This is a genomic window from Algoriella sp. (assembly GCF_036647415.1).
GTDB lineage: Bacteria > Bacteroidota > Bacteroidia > Flavobacteriales > Weeksellaceae > Empedobacter.
On the sequence record NZ_JAVXKG010000029.1, the window covers coordinates 25,489 to 45,474 of the forward strand.

The 19,986-nt window shown below is 30.4% G+C and carries 20 protein-coding genes; 7 read left to right on the forward strand and 13 right to left on the reverse strand.

Features of this window, described 5'->3' with window-relative positions:
• Positions 1-96: 96 nt before the first annotated feature.
• The 4 genes from RSC72_RS12045 to RSC72_RS12060 are packed head-to-tail and all read right to left on the reverse strand — an operon-like array spanning position 97 to position 2,611.
• Positions 97-1,371 carry a methylmalonyl-CoA mutase family protein gene (locus RSC72_RS12045; RefSeq protein ID WP_332578521.1) on the reverse strand — a complete coding sequence of 425 codons (1,275 nt, stop codon included), beginning with the start codon at positions 1,369-1,371 and terminating at the stop codon, positions 97-99.
• Positions 1,364-1,744 carry an FtsB family cell division protein gene (locus tag RSC72_RS12050; protein ID WP_332565911.1) on the reverse strand — a complete coding sequence of 127 codons (381 nt, stop codon included), beginning with the start codon at positions 1,742-1,744 and terminating at the stop codon, positions 1,364-1,366. The genes RSC72_RS12045 and RSC72_RS12050 overlap by 8 nt, the downstream gene beginning before the upstream one ends.
• The gene (gene udk / locus RSC72_RS12055; RefSeq protein WP_332547104.1) at positions 1,744-2,412 is read right to left on the reverse strand and encodes a uridine kinase; all 669 of its coding nucleotides are present in this window, start codon (positions 2,410-2,412) and stop codon (positions 1,744-1,746) included. The genes RSC72_RS12050 and udk overlap by 1 nt, the downstream gene beginning before the upstream one ends.
• On the reverse strand, positions 2,399-2,611 hold the full coding sequence (locus RSC72_RS12060; RefSeq protein WP_332547106.1) for a hypothetical protein: 213 nt from the start codon (positions 2,609-2,611) through the stop codon (positions 2,399-2,401). Before RSC72_RS12060 ends, udk begins: the two co-directional genes overlap by 14 nt.
• Positions 2,612-2,754: 143 nt before the next feature.
• Here RSC72_RS12060 and RSC72_RS12065 point away from each other — a divergent pair, with 143 nt between their 5' ends.
• The 3 genes from RSC72_RS12065 (at position 2,755) to RSC72_RS12075 (ending at position 3,978) form a co-directional block, all read left to right on the forward strand.
• Positions 2,755-3,360, forward strand: a complete 606-nt coding sequence (locus RSC72_RS12065; RefSeq protein WP_332547108.1) for a DUF4126 domain-containing protein — start codon at positions 2,755-2,757, stop codon at positions 3,358-3,360.
• A gap of 53 nt (positions 3,361-3,413) precedes the next feature.
• Positions 3,414-3,605, forward strand: a complete 192-nt coding sequence (locus RSC72_RS12070) for a hypothetical protein (protein ID WP_332565910.1) — start codon at positions 3,414-3,416, stop codon at positions 3,603-3,605.
• Between the two features lie 142 nt (positions 3,606-3,747).
• Positions 3,748-3,978 carry a hypothetical protein gene (locus RSC72_RS12075; protein ID WP_332565909.1) on the forward strand — a complete coding sequence of 77 codons (231 nt, stop codon included), beginning with the start codon at positions 3,748-3,750 and terminating at the stop codon, positions 3,976-3,978.
• Positions 3,979-4,027: 49 nt separating this feature from the next.
• On the opposite strand, the gene RSC72_RS12080 is transcribed toward RSC72_RS12075, so the two are convergent.
• The 8 genes from RSC72_RS12080 to RSC72_RS12115 all read right to left on the reverse strand — a co-directional run bounded on the left by RSC72_RS12080 (position 4,028) and on the right by RSC72_RS12115 (position 10,445).
• Positions 4,028-4,732 carry a formyltransferase family protein gene (locus RSC72_RS12080; RefSeq protein WP_332546745.1) on the reverse strand — a complete coding sequence of 235 codons (705 nt, stop codon included), beginning with the start codon at positions 4,730-4,732 and terminating at the stop codon, positions 4,028-4,030.
• Between the two features lies 1 nt (position 4,733).
• The gene (locus tag RSC72_RS12085; protein ID WP_332546746.1) at positions 4,734-5,588 is read right to left on the reverse strand and encodes an ATPase; all 855 of its coding nucleotides are present in this window, start codon (positions 5,586-5,588) and stop codon (positions 4,734-4,736) included.
• 100 nt (positions 5,589-5,688) lie between these two features.
• Positions 5,689-6,138, reverse strand: a complete 450-nt coding sequence (locus RSC72_RS12090; RefSeq protein ID WP_332546747.1) for a DUF4625 domain-containing protein — start codon at positions 6,136-6,138, stop codon at positions 5,689-5,691.
• Between the two features lie 64 nt (positions 6,139-6,202).
• Positions 6,203-6,526, reverse strand: coding sequence for a hypothetical protein (locus RSC72_RS12095; RefSeq protein ID WP_332546748.1), 324 nt, complete (start codon positions 6,524-6,526; stop codon positions 6,203-6,205).
• A gap of 7 nt (positions 6,527-6,533) precedes the next feature.
• Positions 6,534-8,918 carry a TonB-dependent receptor gene (locus RSC72_RS12100; RefSeq protein ID WP_332546749.1) on the reverse strand — a complete coding sequence of 795 codons (2,385 nt, stop codon included), beginning with the start codon at positions 8,916-8,918 and terminating at the stop codon, positions 6,534-6,536.
• 51 nt (positions 8,919-8,969) lie between these two features.
• Entirely contained in the window at positions 8,970-9,281 is a 312-nt protein-coding gene (locus RSC72_RS12105; protein ID WP_332546750.1) for a hypothetical protein, read from the reverse strand.
• Positions 9,282-9,303: 22 nt separating this feature from the next.
• Positions 9,304-9,945: a hypothetical protein gene (locus RSC72_RS12110; protein WP_332546753.1), complete on the reverse strand. Its 642-nt coding sequence runs from the start codon at positions 9,943-9,945 to the stop codon at positions 9,304-9,306.
• Complete coding sequence (locus tag RSC72_RS12115) at positions 9,945-10,445, reverse strand: RNA polymerase sigma factor (RefSeq protein WP_332565906.1); 501 nt, start codon at positions 10,443-10,445, stop codon at positions 9,945-9,947. Before RSC72_RS12115 ends, RSC72_RS12110 begins: the two co-directional genes overlap by 1 nt.
• Positions 10,446-10,762: 317 nt before the next feature.
• Here RSC72_RS12115 and RSC72_RS12120 point away from each other — a divergent pair, with 317 nt between their 5' ends.
• From RSC72_RS12120 to RSC72_RS12130, 3 genes are read left to right on the forward strand one after another with little or no spacing between them, the layout of a single operon-like run.
• The gene (locus RSC72_RS12120; RefSeq protein WP_332546990.1) at positions 10,763-11,455 is read left to right on the forward strand and encodes a succinate dehydrogenase cytochrome b subunit; all 693 of its coding nucleotides are present in this window, start codon (positions 10,763-10,765) and stop codon (positions 11,453-11,455) included.
• Positions 11,456-11,467: 12 nt separating this feature from the next.
• Positions 11,468-13,480 (forward strand): fumarate reductase/succinate dehydrogenase flavoprotein subunit, encoded by a 2,013-nt coding sequence (locus RSC72_RS12125; RefSeq protein WP_332546988.1) that lies wholly within the window; start codon positions 11,468-11,470, stop codon positions 13,478-13,480.
• Positions 13,481-13,540: 60 nt separating this feature from the next.
• On the forward strand, positions 13,541-14,317 hold the full coding sequence (locus tag RSC72_RS12130) for a succinate dehydrogenase/fumarate reductase iron-sulfur subunit (protein ID WP_332546987.1): 777 nt from the start codon (positions 13,541-13,543) through the stop codon (positions 14,315-14,317).
• Between the two features lie 674 nt (positions 14,318-14,991).
• Here RSC72_RS12130 and htpG read toward each other — a convergent pair.
• On the reverse strand, positions 14,992-16,869 hold the full coding sequence (gene htpG, locus RSC72_RS12135) for a molecular chaperone HtpG (RefSeq protein ID WP_332565905.1): 1,878 nt from the start codon (positions 16,867-16,869) through the stop codon (positions 14,992-14,994).
• Between the two features lie 191 nt (positions 16,870-17,060).
• Here htpG and RSC72_RS12140 point away from each other — a divergent pair, with 191 nt between their 5' ends.
• The gene (locus tag RSC72_RS12140; protein ID WP_332565904.1) at positions 17,061-19,811 is read left to right on the forward strand and encodes a M4 family metallopeptidase; all 2,751 of its coding nucleotides are present in this window, start codon (positions 17,061-17,063) and stop codon (positions 19,809-19,811) included.
• The last annotated feature ends 175 nt before the right edge of the window (positions 19,812-19,986 follow it).

Genomic DNA, 19,986 nt, shown 5'->3' on the forward strand with positions numbered 1-19,986 from the left:
AAAAAAATGCAAAAAATATAGAATTAACTATAGTTTCTGCAATAATTTATCTTAAAAATATTTAATTCTAATTTTGAGTTAAACTGGAATTGAATATTATTTTTTTTCTTCTTTTTCTGCTAAACGAGTAGGAACTATCGGAATGAAAAGCGCTTGTTTTATAATCTTTTCTTTTGGTATTTTTTCTATAACATCCGCTTCGTTTCTATATTTATTTACACCAATTAATTTGATGATTTGCTCATCAAAATCTTTTTGCTCTTTTTTTGCACTCGTGTAAATATAGTCTTGAAGTGTCTCATTTTCTAATGCTCTTACAAAACCTCCAACATTTTGTATCGTTTTGAATAACTCTAACGCATTTTCAGCTAATTGATTCGTTAAACTTTCAATATAAAAAGAACCAGCAGCAGGATCTGTAAATTGATTTAAATAAGATTCTTTTTGCAATAATAATTGTTGTTTTGCAGCCAGTTCTAAACCAAAATCAGTTTCGTTATTTACTTCATCATACGAACCAACAAATACAGCATCACTTGAACCAAAAATGGCAGCAGATGATTCTAAAGTTGTACGAATAACATTGTTATAAATGTCTAATTTAGATTTGTTTCGATCTGAAGTTGATGTAAATATAAAGGCTTCACTTTCTTTATTGTATTGCTCTAAAATTAGTTTCCATAAAAAACGAAAAGCTCTTAATTTGGCAACTTCAAAGAAATAATTACTTCCAACAGCAAATTTAAAATAGATTTTGTCGGCAATGTCTGCTCCAAAATTTTCTAAATATTCTACAGCATGTGCCAATGTTATTGCAAGTTGTTGTACATGATTTGCGCCTGCATTTTGGTAAACATCGGCTTGAATAGAAATTACTTTTTCAAAATTTTTCAGTTCAAGAACTTCTTTTACTAATGCTTTAGATGCTTTTTGAGAATCATTTTGCCACAAACCATTTTGAGCCAAATAACCATAAATATCTAAATCTAAATATTTAAGATTAGGAATGTTTTCTAAGGATTTTAAATCAGTAGAACCATCAAATTCAATGAATAAATCTAAATAATTTGGAAGCTCAATTTTTTCATTAAAACTTTTTTGAGGAATTAAATAACCATATAAAAAGCTATAATCTTGGTTGATATTTCCTGTATATTTCGAAATTATTTTCCAATCTTTTGAGTTTCTTGGTAAAGGTTGAATAGCTGAATAATCAACATCATCTTTTGTATATAATGGTTTTACGTTAATTTGATCGTTTGTTCCCCAAACTAATGTTTCATTATATTCTAAACCTTTTAGTTCAACTTGAACTTTATTTTTCCATTCTTTGTCAGAAATTATATCAAAATTCTCAAATAATTTACTCATTTTCCTTTTTTTGTGGCTTGTTTACTTTTTCTTGTTCAATAATAAAAATATCTTCATCATCTTTTTTCAAGAAATGTTTTTCTCTTGCAATTCGTTCTATTTCGGCAGGATTGCTGTTAAGTTGATCTAATTTTTCAGTTTCAGTATTCAAATGTTCCTGAAAATAGGATTCATCAACTTCTAAAAGTTTTATTTGTTTGTCTAACTCACGGTGTACAAAAAAAGAATTTTGGTCGAAAAAAAACATCCAGACAGCAAATGCAATTGTTAAGATAAAATAACGATTCCACACAAATTTTACAACACGTGTGTCCATTATTTTTTTCTTTGGCGTAAGCTCATCATCTAATATTTCTTCCGACTTATCTTTCATTATACGGTAGTTTTAGAGTTTAATTTTTCTTTAATTACAGTTGATAAAACCTTGATTGCAACAGAATTTTTCTTCTTCATGTTAGGAATTATAATATCTGCATAATTTTTAGACGGTTCTATAAATTGTTGATGCATCGGTTTTAATGTTTTTTGATAACGAGTTAAAACTTCATCTAAATCACGACCTCTTTCTTGTATGTCACGGCGAACACGACGAATAAGGCGCTCGTCAGAATCTGCATGGACAAAGATTTTCACATCAAACAATTCGCGTAAATCGGCATCAGTTAATACTAAAATACCTTCTACAATAACGACAGATTGTGGATGTGTTAAAATTGTTTCATCTTGACGGCTATGCGTAATAAATGAATAGACAGGTTGTGAAACAGATTCTCCATTTTTTAGAGCAGCAACATGTTCTTTCAATAATTCAAAATCAATAGATCTTGGATGATCAAAATTTGTTTTTGAACGTTCTTCAAAAGATAATTCTGGTTGATCTTTATAATAATTATCTTGTGAAATTACGATAACGCTTTCTGCGTTCAAATCACGTAAAATATTATGTACAACCGTTGTCTTTCCAGAACCAGTTCCTCCTGCAATCCCAATTACTAGCATGTTCTTTTTCTTGTTTTTCTTATTTTCCTTAATTGATTTCATTGCAAGATCCTTTGAAAAAATTTCTTAAATATACTCGTTTCATATCAGAATCTAAAATAAAAAATTGTTGATTTGCGAATGATTTTTGTTGTGTCGATGTAGCGTCATTGGTTGGTTGATTTTTAAGAATACGAATATTACTCAAACAATTTGCAATTGATAGAGTTTTTAATCGATTATTTAGATGTAATACAGACATTTAGTGTTTATTGTACATAAAAAAAGTACTTTACAGTACTTTGCTTTCTTTAAATCGGATGCAAAGGAAAGAAAAAATAATAAAATTTTTATTTTTTTTTATCATTATATTTATACAATTAGAACCATTTAGAATAACACACTATGAATGATTTATTGTCAATTTCAACAATTTTTTCTCTTTTTCTGGGAATTGGTTTAGCCGCTGCTGCTGGTTTTAGAATTTTTTTACCCTTATTTGTTTTAAGTTTAGCCGTTAAACTTGGTGGTAGTTTTATTAATTTAGATGAAAGTTGGTTGTGGGTTGGTAGCACACCAGCGTTAATAACTTTAGGAGTTGCGATGTTGGTAGAAATTGGTGCGTACTATATTCCGATTATAGATAATATGTTAGATACCATTGCTGTTCCGCTAGCAGGTGTGGCTGGTACTATTGCTGTAGGAATTACAATGCCAGAAATGAATGAAGTTGCAACTTGGGCTTTGGCTATAATTGCTGGTGGTGGAACTGCCGCAGCGATAAGTGGTACTACTGCTGCTGCACGTGCAGTGTCGACAACTACAACTGCAGGAGCTGGTAATTTTTTGGTCAATACAGGAGAAACTTTAAGTTCTACCGTATTGAGTATAACAGCTATTGTTCTTGCACCATTAGCATTTATTATTGCTGTTGTTATTTTGTATTGTTGTTATCATGCTTTCAAGAAAATAAAGAGAAAAGGTGATGAATTATTAGCACGAGAATTGTAAAAATGATTTTTATTTTTCAATCAAAAAATGAGTAGTTGAAATAATTTTAATTTATGTATTATCCTGATGAAAGACTTGAGTCTTTTGATCAATTATTAAAATTAGAAATAATTGGTTATGATGAGCCAAACAACGGAAGAGAATTGTTAATACCTAAAATTACAAATGAAGGAGTTGATATTACAGATCGATTTACAGAAGTAAATGGAAATTGGAATAGGATATTAATGAATATTGATTATTAATTTTCACATCCTTTTTTGCCAATAGTTTATATTCCTTACGAAAGAAATTTTGTTTTATATAACTACAAAAAAGATGTTATATCTATAATTAATTATCATTCAAACTTTATTCACAATAGATTTATAACGAACATTTTTTATAATGTTTTTTTTTGTATACATTTCTGGTAGGAATTTAGTTATAAAAAATTTAGTTAGTAATACTTATTATAAAATTCATGCAAAAGAAAATGAGTTATTTAAAAGTATAAATATTGATAAAAAAGATTTATTTAAGTTAGAAAAATCAATCGTAGAAATTAATGATTATAAAATTAATTACTTTGAAACGCTATATGAAGTTTTTAATTTGAATGAAATAGAATTTAAATAAACTAAAAAAGACCAACATTTGTTGGTCTTTTTTGTTTTGTATATGAATTTTAATCAACTTTAAATTGTTGTTTATAGTTTTCAAAAGCTTGCATTAAACTTTCTTCAATTGCTTTTGGCATTCGTCGAGTAGCTTCAAATTCGTTGGATGAAAGTGATTTAAAATCTGTTAAAGTTGGAATTAATTCAACCGAATTTATCAACATTTCAATCTCCATTTCATATTGACGATAGGCAACCGAATGAAACGTGTCATTTCCGTAAATCGGCACAAGTTTTTGTTCAATCAAAAAACCTGCATCAGCTTCTGTATCTACAAAATGAGTCGTTACACCAATTTTTACATCTTTCGTAATTGCCCATTTCAGCGAATCTAAACCTCGTGTAAGTGGTAAAAAACCAGGATGTGTATTAATTATTTTATGATTTTCGACCAACTCATCTGGTAACAAACCTGCTCCAGCAATAATTACATAATCAGCCTCAAAATCATTTAATTGTTCATTCAGTGTTTCGGCTGTTGTTAAATCAAAAGCATAACCAAAGTTTTTGCAAAATTCTATCGGTTCAACTTCTATTGCCTTACTTGGACGATGCTGATAGATTGGCTTGAACGGATTTTCACGTTGTACAAAAGGTAAAGCAAAAACTTTAATCTTTTCATAGCCTTTTGCTTTCAAACCATTCAGCACATCTTGTGTTTTACGATGAGGTGTATTGTAAGAAATTACAGCAATTTTGGATTGATTTATCATCTTATTTTATCAAATAATTTCTGTGATAATCAACTACATTATCAATTGGTTTTCTGATAATATGACCAACTGTTAAGTGATATTCAGCAGCAACAGAACGTATTACATCTTCGTAAATATGTGCTATAGAACCAATGAAATTTAGCTCAGAATGACGTGCTTCTTCGTATGGCATAATTTGATATTCTATAAAAGAAGACATTGCATCATAAATTATTTTCTGAATAAATGGATCATTTTTATGTTCTACCACAAATTTATTGAATGATGCTAAATATGTATTCGCAAATTTATTTTGATACACATTTTTATTTAATTCATCTACAGATAATTTGTAATAATCATCAAATGCTTTTGCCAAATGTGGTGGCATTTTTTTTGTATAGAAAGCGCGTAAAACACGTTTACCTAAGTCATTTCCAGAACCTTCGTCTCCTAAGATATAAGCTAAAGATTTTGTTTCTTCGCGCATTGTATTTCCATCAAAATAACAAGAATTAGATCCTGTTCCTAAGATACAAACCATTGCAGGTTTTCCCATGTAAGTCGCATAACAAGCTGCTAATAAATCGTGATCGATTACAAATTCTGCATTTGTAAAAAATGCGCGTAAACCTTTTTCTACAACTTCATGCATTACTGGGCTTGATGTTCCTGCGCCGTAAAAGAAAACTTTTGTAAAATCATTTACATAAGGTGCAAAATCTTCATTTTTTTGTAACTCTTCGCAAATATCTTGTGACGTTACGAAATATGGATTAAATCCTATTGTGCTTGTTCTAAAAACTTCATTTAAGTCATCTCCTAAAATTACCCAATCAGTTTTAGTAGAGCCGCTATCTGCTATTGCAATCATTTTTTTGTTTGATATTGTTGAGGAGTGCTAAAATAGCATTCATTTAACAATTAACACAAAAAAACGCCCAAAAATTAGGGCGTTTTAGATAAATTTATTTTTAATGTTCGTGATTTTCGTCTACTACATCGATTTCGATAAAAGATTGTGACTGATTTCCTACTTTATCAATTAAGAAAATTCCCAAATGATAATGACCGTCTTTGATACCTTCTGCAGGAATTTTCACTTTATGAGAAAACGTATGTTCAGTTTTTCCACTCGGAATTACTTCTTCTGCATCATATTCCCAATTGACAGCAGCACTTTTATGTTGATGTCCGTCACCAGCCGAATGTATTTCTACTTTTACAGTTCCCAATTCTACATTATCTTTCAAAATTGCTTCTATCGTGATTTCATCTCCCAAGTGAAAATGCGCTTCATCTTTCGGGGAAATCAAATTAATTTCAGGTTTTGTTGTGTCCAAATCCATCGAATCTTCTGCACAAGAGCTAATGAATAATGCTGATAATGTAATAAATGTATATTTTAAGATTGAATTTTTCATGTTTTTTTAATTTTTTTGAATTGAATTTTAATTTTTAAACGTTTTATGAATTTCTAAAAAATGATTACGAAATTCTAATATCCGCCTTTGGTGGACCACGTGTAAAACTTAATTCTATTGTAGAAAAAACAAGATTTTCTATATAATTTAGACTTTTTTCTTTCTGAAAATTATCTTCTACATCAAGTTCAATTTTTGGTTCATCATGTGTATCAATAAAAATAGTATAAAACGTAAAATGATGACATTGATGATGAATAACTTCTTTTTTCTGATTATTAATCGTTTCGGAATGATCGATTAATGAAAAGTGAAGTTGATTAAAAATTGGTATTGAAAAAATGATAATTGCAAAGAATAGTCCAAAAATTGGATTATACTTTCTCATTTTCCACCTATTTTCCGAACGGAATTCCTAACATAACTTGTATATTTCGAGCTTGTTCTGGTAACTGCAAAGCACGATAAAAACTGGTATGATTGTAATAATTCTTGTTCAGTAAATTAGAAACTTGAATACTTAAATTTGCTCTAAAATTGTTGAATTTTAATTGAGTTTTTCCACCAATTCCTACCAAGAAATAACTTGCTGTAATGTCTTCATTTTGTGCAATTTTATCTTGTTGAAACGTATATTTTCCATTAGCGAAAAAGTTCACATCATCTAAAAAATCAATATTTTGATTGATTTTGTAATTGATTTGACCAAACAAATTATTTGCAGGGGTAAATGGTAAATAATTTCCTAATTTATTGTTTTCGGTAATTTGACGATTGTACAAATATTCATAAATAACATTTGCATCAAAATTTTCGTTGATTTTTTTACGTACTTCAAACTCAAAACCAGTTAACAACGCTTTGTTTTGCGTGTATTGATAAATTTGTCCGCCATGTGGTAAAATAGAAAATTGACCAGAAGGTTTCAAGAAAATATAATTGCTGAAATAATATAAGTATGGACTAATGGAAATATCCCAATCATTTTTATGAAAAACAGATTTGAAATCTACCGCAATTCCTTTTTCTACATCAAGATTTTCATCACCGCGTTCGTGTCGAAAACTTCCGTGATGTATTCCATTAGCACCTAATTCTATAGCCGTTGGTAAACGAAAATTAGTTCCGACATTCAAATTAAAATCCCACAAATCATTTGGCTGAAATGTTGCGCCAATCATTCCGTTTAGGTTACTAAAATTTCTATCAATAGATTTACTTCTTGTTGCATAAAAATCTGCAATTCCAGCAGAATTTCCTCTTTCTATTAAATAATTATACAAGAAATCATCAAAATATCCTTCAGATTTAAACGTTGAATAATCGTAACGTAAACCAGCCGTAATTTTCCAAATATTTCCCTTTTTGAATTCTTCTATCAAAAATCCACTGTAAATATTTCGGTTATATTTTGGTAATAAATAGTTGTAACCCGCAATATTATTTTCTTGGATTTGAGCTTGCGCACCGATTATTGTTTTGAAATTTTTGTTGTGATTATGTTCAAATTTTAATTGTGAATCGTAGGTTGATAAATTAAAATCTAATTCTAAATCAGGATTTTTTGTTGGTGCTGTTTGATTTGCGTAATGTGTGTGAAAAGCACTCATTTCCTGACGACGGTTATTTTGATAACTTGTCACAAATTTGAAAATATCTTTAGAATTTAATCTAAATTCATTCTCAGAAATTACTTTAAAATGATTTACTTTTTGATACGGAAAATCGATATTTCTATAATTTCCATCATCTTGAAGTCTATCTACAGAAGGAATTCCGTGCGATCCTGGGAAAAAACCAATTTTTTGATTTACATTAGAAAGTGTCAAAATTGAACGAAATTTTTCTCCAACAAAACCAGCTTGTACTTCGGTATTAAAATCTCTACCAGCCGTGTTTTTCACACGTTTGTTGTAAATTGGTAAATAACGATTTAAGTAATAAATTCTATCTGTTGTAGTTCTATAATCGGCATAATCGGAGTAAGAACCTTTCAGTTTATAGAAAAATTTATCGCCACGAGATTTTATATTAAATCCAAATCCATAATTATCATTTATAGATTGATACAAAGTTTTTATTTCCCCCGAAGTTGAGTTTTTTGCTGGTAAATTATTGTTGTTAATCTTTATAACTCCAGCTATAGCTTCATTTCCATACTCTAATGCTGCTGGTCCTTTTATCACTTCAATATCTTCAACATTTAGTGCATCAATCTCCAAACCATGATCGGCTCCCCATTGTTGTCCTTCCTGTTTTACACCATTTTCAGTAACAATAAGTCGATTGAAACCAAGTCCACGAATGATTGGTTTTGAGGCAGAAGAACCAATTCCAGAAGCGTTAACGCCAGCAATATTTTCTAAAGATTTTGCAAGCGATCCAGCATAATTTTCTTGAATATAAGATTGGTCGACGCGCTCTACATTTGCAGTAGAAAAATCGTGGTGATGTCCTAAAACAGTTACTTCATCAAGATTATAAGCTTTGTGAAATGTGAGTGTGAAAACAAAATTTTGCTTGTTGTTTAACGTAATTGTTTGCGAAAAGGGTTCGTAACCCTGTTCGTCAATCAAAACGTTATATTTTCCTTTTTTTAGATCTTCAATTTTAAATTTTCCTTCTGCGTCTGCATGAAATTCTTCTTCATTTAATTGAATTGTAGCGAAAGGAATTGGTTTTTGATTTTTGTCAATAATTTGACCTTCAAAAATAGTTTGTGCAAATGTTGTGCTACACAAAAATGTAGCTATAATAGCGCATTTTATGTTGATAGACATAAATACAATAATTTAATAACGTTAAAAAAATAATAATGTTTTTTCTTGAAATTAAATAGAGTAGGGCGGTGCGCGAAGACTTTTGTGTGTTAATAAAACAGATTTTTTTACGTATGTTGTGTAAAGTGTTTTATCTTTTTGGATCAAAGATTTAGTCCATTCAAATAATTTGATTTCTGAATCATTCTCGATAAAATGTTGATTAAAGTGACAAACCGTACAGCTATGGTCGTGTACAGTTGAAAATTTATCGTTACTTTGTTTGTGTTCTTTATTTAGAGCATGATCCAATATATGCGCAGATTGATACACTGTCATAAACAGCGAAATCGTAAGCATTAGATATTGGATAAATTTTTTCATTATTAATACAAAATTAAAACTTTTATTTGATTTCTCTTAATTCTCTTAAATTTTGTTGAAGTTTTCTTAAAAATAAAAAATAAATTATTCCGTAATATACAGTTCCTATAATTATTATAAACGCAACAGCAGTAATAATCGCAATCCAGCCATAAATAGTCGCGTTTTCTACAAGAGGTTTTATATCATTTGCATGTTTTGCAAGATAAATAGATTGCCCTAATTCGTAATAAAATGGAGCCGAGGAAATAATTAAACTTAAAACTGTAAATAGGATGAATAAATTAACTAATCTGCGAAAAGAAATAATATTTTTCATTAGATCGACAACAGATTGATTAAGATCAATTTTTCTGAAATAACGATAAGCCATTACAAGAAAACCGAATGTGATTGCGATTCCTAAAACTGAAGCGATTTCGTAATTATGAATTGTTTTTTGTTCAACAAGTGATTTAACTTCATTATTAAATAAACTTTTACCTGAAATTAAAACATATAAATTGTAACTAATAAAAAGGATAAATTCACAAAACGTGAAAATAAATAACCATTTTATTGTTGTTGATGATTTCTTTTTTAACATTTGAAAAATCTGATTTTGATCAAATTTTTCTTCTTCCTTTATGGAACCCCAAATTGATTTTAAATCGTCTAACTCCATTATTGTTCCATTTTAGACATTATTTCTTTTAATTTTATTTTGACACGATTCATCTTTACACGCGCATTCACTTCAGAAATTCCCAAAGTTTCTGCAATGTCTTTGTAAGGTAAATCTTCTAAGAAAAGTAGGACTAATGCACGTTCTACATCATTCAGAAAACGAATTGCAGCATATAAAAGTGTAATACGTTCTTCTAAAACTTCATCTTTGTCGTCGGATTTGATGTGTATGAATTGATCTTCAATATAATCGGTTTCGCGTGTTTTTGTTTTTTTGCGAATTAATGTAATTGCAGTATTTAATCCGACACGATACATCCAAGTACTAAATTTTGAATCGCCTTTGAAACTATCATAAGATCGCCAAAGTTGTAAAACAATTTCCTGAAATAAATCGTCATGAGAGTCCTTGTCGTCTGTGTATATACGACATACTTTGTGGATAATTCCCTGATTTTTTTCGACTAATTCGGTAAATATGTTTGCTTTACTATCCAATTTTTTTTGATTGTTATCTATAGGTAGTAAAATTTGAAGAATTGTTACAAAAAAATCCTCTTATAAAACTATAAGAGGATTAACCTAACTAACTTAAACCTATGAAAAGTTATTCTACTTTTCTATTGCAAGTTTAATTAATAAAAAAATGATGTACAATAGTTTCTTAATAAAAGTTAAAAGTTTTAACACTTTTAACTAAGAATGATTCTAAACTATAAGCAAACGTTAATGAAATGACATAATTCATTGTGAATAGACTTCGTTCTTTAGTAAATTTGTAGAAATATCTAAAAAAAAATTAAACGTATTGCTTTATGGCAAATGAATCATTACTAAAGTCTTCGATTGGTAAGAAGTTCGCGATGGCGCTTTCAGCGTTGTTTTTAATCGTGTTCTTGTTACAACATTTCGTGATTAATACCTTGTCAGTAGTTTATCCTGAGGGTTTTAACGAGGTTTCAGCTTTTATGAGCGCAAACCCAATTATTCAATTTGTAATGCAACCAATCTTACTTATTGGGGTAGTATACCACTTCGTTATGGGGTTTGTATTAGAAATGCAGAACAAAAAAGCGCGTGGACCAATTGCATATCAAAAATACAATGGTGCAGCAAACGCAACTTGGATGTCTAGAAACATGTTGATTTCTGGTACTGTAATCTTAGTTTTCTTATTAGTACACTTATGGCAGTTTTGGGTACCTACAATTAATGCACATTACATTAACGTAGATCCTAATTTTGCACAAGGAAACTTCTTTATGGATCACGTAATTCACGTATTTAATTCTCAAATTACAGGAATTGTTACTTTGGTATTATACGTAATTGCTTTTGTGTTTTTATCATTACACTTACAACATGGTTTTGCATCAGCTTTCCAATCTATTGGAGCGCGTCATGCAAAATACACACCATTTATTGTTGCTTTCGGAAAATGGTATTCAATTTTAATTCCTGCTGGTTTTATCGTTATTGCTATTTACCATTTTGTTAATAACTTATAATATCAAGAAAAAATGAGTATTTTAAATTCAAAAACTCCAACAGGAGATATCGCAAACCAATGGAGCGAGCATAAAGCTCACCTAAACTTAGTAGCTCCAAATAACCGTGATAAAATTGATGTTATTGTTGTAGGTACTGGTTTAGCTGGTGGTTCTGCTGCTGCTACTTTAGCAGAGTTAGGTTACAAAGTGAAAGCTTTTTGTTACCAAGATTCTCCACGTCGTGCGCACTCTATTGCTGCACAAGGTGGTGTAAATGCTGCAAAAAATTACAAAGGAGATAATGACTCTGTCTATCGTTTATTTTACGACACAATAAAAGGTGGTGATTACCGTGCTCGTGAGTCTAACGTTTATCGTTTGGCTGAGGTTTCTGGTAATATTATCGATCAATGTGTAATGCAAGGGGTTCCTTTTGCACGTGAATATGGTGGATTATTAGATAACCGTTCTTTTGGTGGTGTACAAGTTTCTCGTACTTTCTATGCAAAAGGACAAACAGGACAACAATTATTGTTAGGTGCATATTCAGCAATGAATCACCAAATCCACTTAGGAAAAATCGAGATGTACAACCGTCACGAAATGTTGGATATCGTATTAGTTGATGGAAAAGCTCGTGGTATTATTGCTCGTAACATGGTTACAGGTGAGATTGAAAGACATTCAGCTCACGCAGTAGTTATTGCGACAGGAGGTTACGGTAACGTTTACTTCTTATCATCTAATGCAATGGGATCTAACGTAACATCTGCGTGGAAAATTCACAAAAAAGGTGCATTGTTCGCAAATCCATGTTACGTACAAATTCACCCAACTTGTATTCCAATCCATGGTACAAATCAATCTAAGTTAACGTTAATGTCTGAATCATTACGTAACTCTGGTCGTATTTGGGTTCCTAAAAAGAAAGAAGATGCTGAAGCAATCCGTGCTGGAAAGTTGAAAGCAGTAAATATTAAAGAAGAAGATAGAGATTACTATTTAGAGCGTCGTTACCCTGCATTTGGTAACTTAGTTCCTCGTGATGTTGCTTCTCGTGCTGCAAAAGAGCGTTCTGATGCTGGTTATGGTATCGAAGCGAATGAAACAGGAGAAGGAGTTTACTTAGATTTTACAGATGAAATCAAGAAAAAAGGTCGCGAAGTAGCTTTTGCTAATGGAGATCAAAATCCTTCTGATGCAGAAATCCAAAGATTAGGTAAACAATGGATTGAGGAAAAATACGGTAACTTATTCCAAATGTATTGGAAAATTACAGACGAAAATCCTTACGAAAATCCAATGCGTATCTATCCTGCAATTCACTACACAATGGGTGGTGTTTGGGTTGATTATAACTTACAATCTACAATTCCTGGATGTTTCGTAGCTGGAGAGGCTAACTTCTCTGATCACGGAGCTAACCGTTTAGGAGCTTCTGCATTAATGCAAGGTTTAGCAGATGGTTATTTTGTATTACCTTATACAATTGCAGATTATTTATCAGCTGATATTCGTACAGGAAAAATCTCTACAGATTCTCCAGAATTTGATGAAGCAGAAAAATCTGTAAAAGATCAATTAAATTTCTTTGTTAATAATAACGGTACTAAATCTGTAGATAATTTCCACAAACGTTTAGGTATCATTATGTGGAACAAAGTTGGTATGGCTCGTAACGTAGAAGGTTTAACTGAAGCTATTGCAGAAATTGCAGCTTTACGTGAAGAATTTTACCGCGATGTAAAAGTTCCAGGAGATGCTAATGAGTTGAATACTGAGTTAGAGAAAGCAATGCGTGTAGCAGATTTCTTAGAGTTAGGTCAATTAATGGCTATCGATGCATTACACCGTAATGAATCTTGTGGTGGACATTTCCGTGAAGATTATCAAACAGAAGAAGGAGAGGCTTTACGTGATGACGAAAACTTTGCTTATGTAGCTGCTTGGGAATATCAAGGTGGAGACATCAACAAAGAGGTTTTACACAAAGAAATGTTAGAGTACAAATATATCGAGTTAAAAGCTCGTAGTTATAAATAATATAATCATTTGGATTAGTTAATATCTAACTAATCCAAATGTCAAAATATCTAAAATAATATGGCATCATCAAAAAATATCAGTATTACACTGAAAATTTGGCGTCAAAAAAACGCTAATGACCAAGGGAAAATGGAAACATATTCTCTAAAAGATGTTTCGACTGATTCTTCTTTCTTAGAAATGCTTGATTTATTAAACGAGCAATTAATTGAAGACGGAAAAGAACCAGTTGCTTTCGACCACGATTGTCGTGAAGGAATTTGTGGTATGTGTTCTTTATTCATCAATGGACAAGCACACGGACCAGATTCTGGAACAACAACATGTCAATTACACATGCGTATGTTCAAAGATGGAGAGACTATTTTTATCGAACCATGGAGATCTGCAGCATTCCCAGTAATCAAAGATTTAATTGTTGACCGTTCATCTTTTGACCGTATCCAACAAGCTGGTGCTTACGTTTCTGTAAACACATCTGGACGCACAGTAGACGCTAATGCAATTCCAGTTAATAAGAAAGCTGCTGATGACGCTTTTGATGCTGCAACTTGTATTGGTTGTGGAGCTTGTGTTGCAACTTGTAAAAATGGATCTGCAATGTTATTTGTAGGTGCAAAAATTTCTCAGTTCGCATTATTACCACAAGGTCAAGTTGAGGGAGCTCGTCGTGCACAGAAAATGGTAGCGCAAATGGATTTAGAAGGATTTGGTAACTGTACAAACACAGGAGCTTGTGAAGTAGAATGTCCTAAAGGAATTTCTTTAGAAAACATAGCTCGCATGAACCGTGAGTTTTTATCAGCAAAAATTACTTCAGAAGAAATCGCTTAATAAAAGAGATTACTCACACAATATAGAAAAAGGTATGAAATATTTTCATGCCTTTTTTTTTGTGCATAAAAAAAGGATTTCAATTTCTTGAAATCCTTCCCAATGTCATAACCTTTTTTACGAATAAAACATTGTAAACTGTTCTTTTTGTGTATTGATTAAATATAATCTTATGGGATTATATCGATTAATAATTAAGAACAAATATGTTATTTAATTATAAATTAATAAATGCTCATTAATTATAGAATAAACGGAACGTTTATATTGAACTTATATGTGTAATGACTAAATGAGCAAAATCAATTTAAAAAGAACATCTTGGTAAAAAAGGATTTCAATTTCTTGAAATCCTTCCCGAAATTTTTGATAATGATTTTTTAAATTTTTCACCTTTACATGAAAACTTTTTCGGCTTAAAAATTTCGTTATTTTAACGGAAAATAATTATTAATTTTAATGTTCTGTTTTAAAACAACTAAACTATTTTAAAGAAGAGAACGAATAATTATTAATTCCTTAGTGTAAAATTAATGACAAAAATCATGTTTAGCAAATTTATAAGAACTAATTTTAAAAGTTTAACACATCAATACATCATAATAAAAATAAAATTCCAGCTCAATTTGAGCTGGAATTTTTGTTACAAGACACTAAAGTAAAGTGTTCTGAGATTATTTGATGTTCTTAAAACTTCTATTGATAAAATTTGTTAATTCTTTACCTTTTAACAAACCTTGTGATAATTTTGCTAAATCTAATGCTTGATTAATTAACGCTTCTTTTTCTTCTTTAGATTCTTTTGTTAAAATCTCTGAAGCTAAATCTGAGTTTGAGTTAACAACTACATTATACATTTCAGGGAAATTTCCCATTCCCATAATTCCAGCTCCACCAGAAGCTTGCATGTCTTTCATACGACGCATAAATTCTGATTGAGTGATAATAAATGGAGCGTCAGAAGCAGATAAATCTTCTAATTGTATTGTATATGATTTATTGTTGATAGAAGTTGTAATATCAGTTTTCAATTTTTCTTTATCATCTTCAGACAATTTAGAAATCTTTACTTCATCTTTTTCGATCAAATTATTGATATGATCTGCATCAACACGAACAAATGTTACATTTTCTTTTGTAGATTCTAATTTCTGAATCAAGTGTGAAGCGATAGGAGAATCTAATAAAATAACTTCGTAACCTTTCTCTTTCGCAATTTGTATGTATTGGTCTTGCCCATCTGCATCAGAAGTATAAAGAACGACTAATTTACCATCTTTATTTGTTTGATTATCTTTTGTTACAGAAGTCAATTCGTCCCATGTGAAATATTTTCCATCAACTGTTGGATATAATGCAAATTTGTCAGATTTTTCGAAAAATTTATCTTCCGAAATCATTCCATATTCTATCACAACTTTTATGTCATTCCATTTTTGTTCGTAATCTTCACGATTTTGATTAAATAAAGAAGACATTTTATCCGCTACTTTTTTCGTGATGTGAGCAGAAATTTTCTTCACAGCACCATCAGCTTGTAAGTACGAACGCGAAACATTAAGAGGAATATCCGGAGAATCTATAACACCGCGCAATAACATCAAGAAATCTGGTACAATTCCTTTTACTTCGTCTGTTACAAAGACTTGGTTTTGGTATAATTGAATACGATCTTTATCAATATTGATGTTGTTTCCTAATTTTGGGAAGAATAAAATTCCTGTTAAATTAAATGGATAATCAACATTAAGATGAATATGGAACAAAGGTTCTTCAAATTGCATTGGATACAATTCTCTGTAAAAACTTTGGTAGTCTTCATCCGTTAATTCAGAAGGAGTTTTTGTCCAAGCTGGATGTGTATTATTGATAATATCATCAACCTCAATTTCTTCTGGTTTTGCATCTTCTGCAGCGCCTTCTGGTAAAGGAAGCGTTTCTTTTTTAGTTCCGAATTTGATTGGAATAGGCATGAATTTATTGTATTTATTCAATAATTCACGAATTTTCCATTCATCTAAAAACTCTTTAGAATCTTCAGCAATATGTAAAATAATTTCTGTTCCGCGATCAGTTTTATCCGAGTTTTCTAATGTAAATTCTGGAGAACCATCACATGTCCAATGTACTGCAGGCTCATCTTTGAAAGACTTTGTAATGATTTCTACTGTATCCGCAACCATAAATGCAGAATAAAATCCTAATCCAAAATGACCAATAATTCCGTCCGCATCTTTGTGTTGATTGATAAATTCTTCTGCACCAGAAAATGCAACTTGATTGATGTATTTTTCAACTTCATCGGCCGTCATTCCCAAACCTTGGTCAATAATGTGTAAAGTATTATTTTCTTTGTTGATTTTCACCTCAATTTTAGGATTTCCGTACTCAACTTTTGCTTCACCAATACTTGTTAAATGTTTTAGTTTTAATGTTGCATCAGACGCATTTGAAATTAACTCACGCAAGAATATTTCGTGGTCACTGTACAAAAATTTCTTAATTAATGGGAAGATATTCTCTACCGAAACATTAATATTTCCTTTACTCATGTTATTTTATATTTTTTTTAATAATTAGTTTATCGTTTTTGTCAATCAAGGTTCTTTTGATTGATATTTTATTTTTCAAAAGATATTCCAAACAACATTTTTCTGCCATTTTGGCTCTATTTTTTTGAATTAGTGTTAAAAAAATAATTCTATTATAAATAATTAATAACTTTAATATAAATTAAATTTATATGAATAAAAAACTCTTTACTACATTACCTATTGCAGCATTTTTAATTTTTCAGAATATTAATGTTTCTGCACAAACAAAGCAAAATGTTTATCATAATACAGATGGGTCTGTGAGTATGATAACTTTTAAGAATGGAACACCGAAAAACTCTATCATTAACTCTAAAGGTAATTCAACAAATTTGAATAAATTACTTAATATATCTAATGATATAGAGTTGAGGTTAAGAAAAACAGAAGCTGGATTTCAGAATTTTGTAACAGAATATTATGATACATATTATAATGGTTATAAGATTGATGGAGGAGAATATCGTGTGAATTATAAAGCAAATGATATAATAAGTATCTCTGGTAGAACTTTTTCTGTAGAAAACTTAAACTCAAATCAAAATGTAATTTCAGAACAAGAAGCATTCAACAAAGCTTTAAATAATGTTAATGCTAAAACTTATGCTTGGGAAGAAAAGTCGAATAATATTTCTTTTGATATTAAAAAGCCTAAAGGAGAGTTGGTTTATTTACCTATACAACAAAGTGAGGATAAATATGCTTTAATTTTATCTTACAAATTTGATGTTTATGCTTTAGTACCTTTATCTAGAGATTATATTTTTATAGATGCAGCTACTGGTCTTTTACTTAAAAAATCTCCGATTATAAAACATGCAGAAGGGCGTATTAATCTTCATAATGATAAAAAATCAGAAAGTAAAGAGTTAAAAAATACCTCTTACTTAGATACAGGTAATGCAGAAACGCGTTATAGTGGAACTAGAGAAATTCAAGCAGAACTTGATCCAAAAAAAGAAGGATTTTATAGATTATTTGATACTTCTAGAGGTATAGAGATTATTACTTTAAATTTGAATGGATTAGCAGATACATCAAATTTAACCGAATTTAATGACAACGATAACAATTGGACTGCTGCAGAATTTAAGAATACAAATAAGGATGATGTTGCACTGGATGCACATTGGGGAGTAACAAAAACTTACGATTATTTTAAGCAAACGTTCAATCGAGATAGTTATGATAATAAAAAAGCGCCATTATATAGCTTTATTCATTATTCTAAAAACTATGATAATGCTTATTGGTCAGGAAGCGCTATGGTTTATGGAGATGGAGATGGTGTTGAAACGGATCCATTAACAGCATTGGATATAACTGCGCATGAATTAGGACATGCAATTACTCAGGAAACCGCTGGTTTAGATTATGAAAGAGAGTCGGGAGCTTTGAACGAAGCTTTTTCAGATATTTGGTCAGCAACTGTAAAACACAAATTTGCTCCAGAGAAGCAAGCATTTATTTTAGGAAGTGAAATTTTTATTAAAGGTGGTGATTATTTGAGATCAATGTCCGATCCTAAATCACGTGAAAATCCAGATACTTATAAGGGAGAATATTGGTTTAAATCTAGTGTAGATGATGGTTGTTTAGTTCCAAATTCTAATACAAATGATGGTTGTGGCGTACATTATAATAGTGGTGTTTTAAATCATTGGTTTTACATCTTGGTAATGGGTAAAAATGCAACGAATGATTTAGGCAATGCATACAATGTTACAGGAATAGGTTTTGAAGATGCTGAAAAGATTGTTTATAGATTAGAAACAGCTTATTTATCACCAAAATCTGATTATAAAAATACACGAGATTTCGGAATACAAGCAGCTATAGATCTTTTTGGAGCAGATTCTCCTCAGGCAATTGCCACTCAAAATTCATTTTACGCTGTAGGTTTAGGAGGTAAATATTTAGCTGTTGCAGATACAAAAGTACCAAGTACACCAGCTAATTTAGTAGCAAATAATACAACAGGAAATGCGACTACGCTAACTTGGGATGTAGCAACAGATGAGAATGGAATTTGGGGATACATTATTATGCAAGACGACAAAGAAGTTGGAAGAACACCAAATGCAACTTTCAGACTTAATAATTTAAAACCCCTAACATCATATAAGTTTGATGTTATTGCTTACGATAATTATAATAATCAATCATCTAAAAGTAATTCAGCTAATATTACAACGACAAACCTTGCAGCTCCTTGTGATGTTTCAAGTGGTTTTATTAATTATTTTAGTATATCTAATGTGAAATTAAATACAATTAATAATCCAAGTATTTCAGTAAAAGGATATGATGATTTTTCTTATCTTAATACAGAACTAACAGCAGGACAATCATATAATCTAGATATAACTCCATCTATTTTAACAGGATATAGTAGTGTTAAATTATCATATGCAGTATTTTTAGATAATGATAACAATGGAGTTTTTAATGCAACTAAAAGGTTAGCTAATGTAACTGCAGCTGGATCAAATGTATTATCTATTCCTATAACTATTCCTGAAACAGTAACTACAGATCAACCATTAAGATTAAGAATTATACAAATGTACAACCCTAATAATACAAATATTACAGGATGTGCTCAGTTTGTATATGGAGAAGTTGAAGATTATTCTGTTACAGTAAAGGCAAATTTAGCAACTGATAATTTAACAAGTAAATCAGTCAAAATTTATCCAAATCCAGTAAATGATATTTTAAATGTAGAATTACTTAATAATAAAGAGTTCAAATTTGAAATTATTAATACTGCAGGAAGTGTAGTTAAATTAGGAACTTCTAAAAAGACAATCAATGTTACTTCGTTAGGAGTAGGAGTTTACATTCTTAAGATAACACAAGACGGAACTGAAACAGTTCAGAAATTTATTAAAAAATAAGTTCAGAAATTTTTAAATATTAAAAAACGGTCATAGAAATATGATCGTTTTTTTATGAAGTATAATGTGTCTCGTCCTGAAATAGTGATACATAAAAAAGCATCATTATGAAAGAAGAGCGAGTTTATACAAAGCGTACTCAACGCGATTATACTTTAACATTCAAGTTGAATGT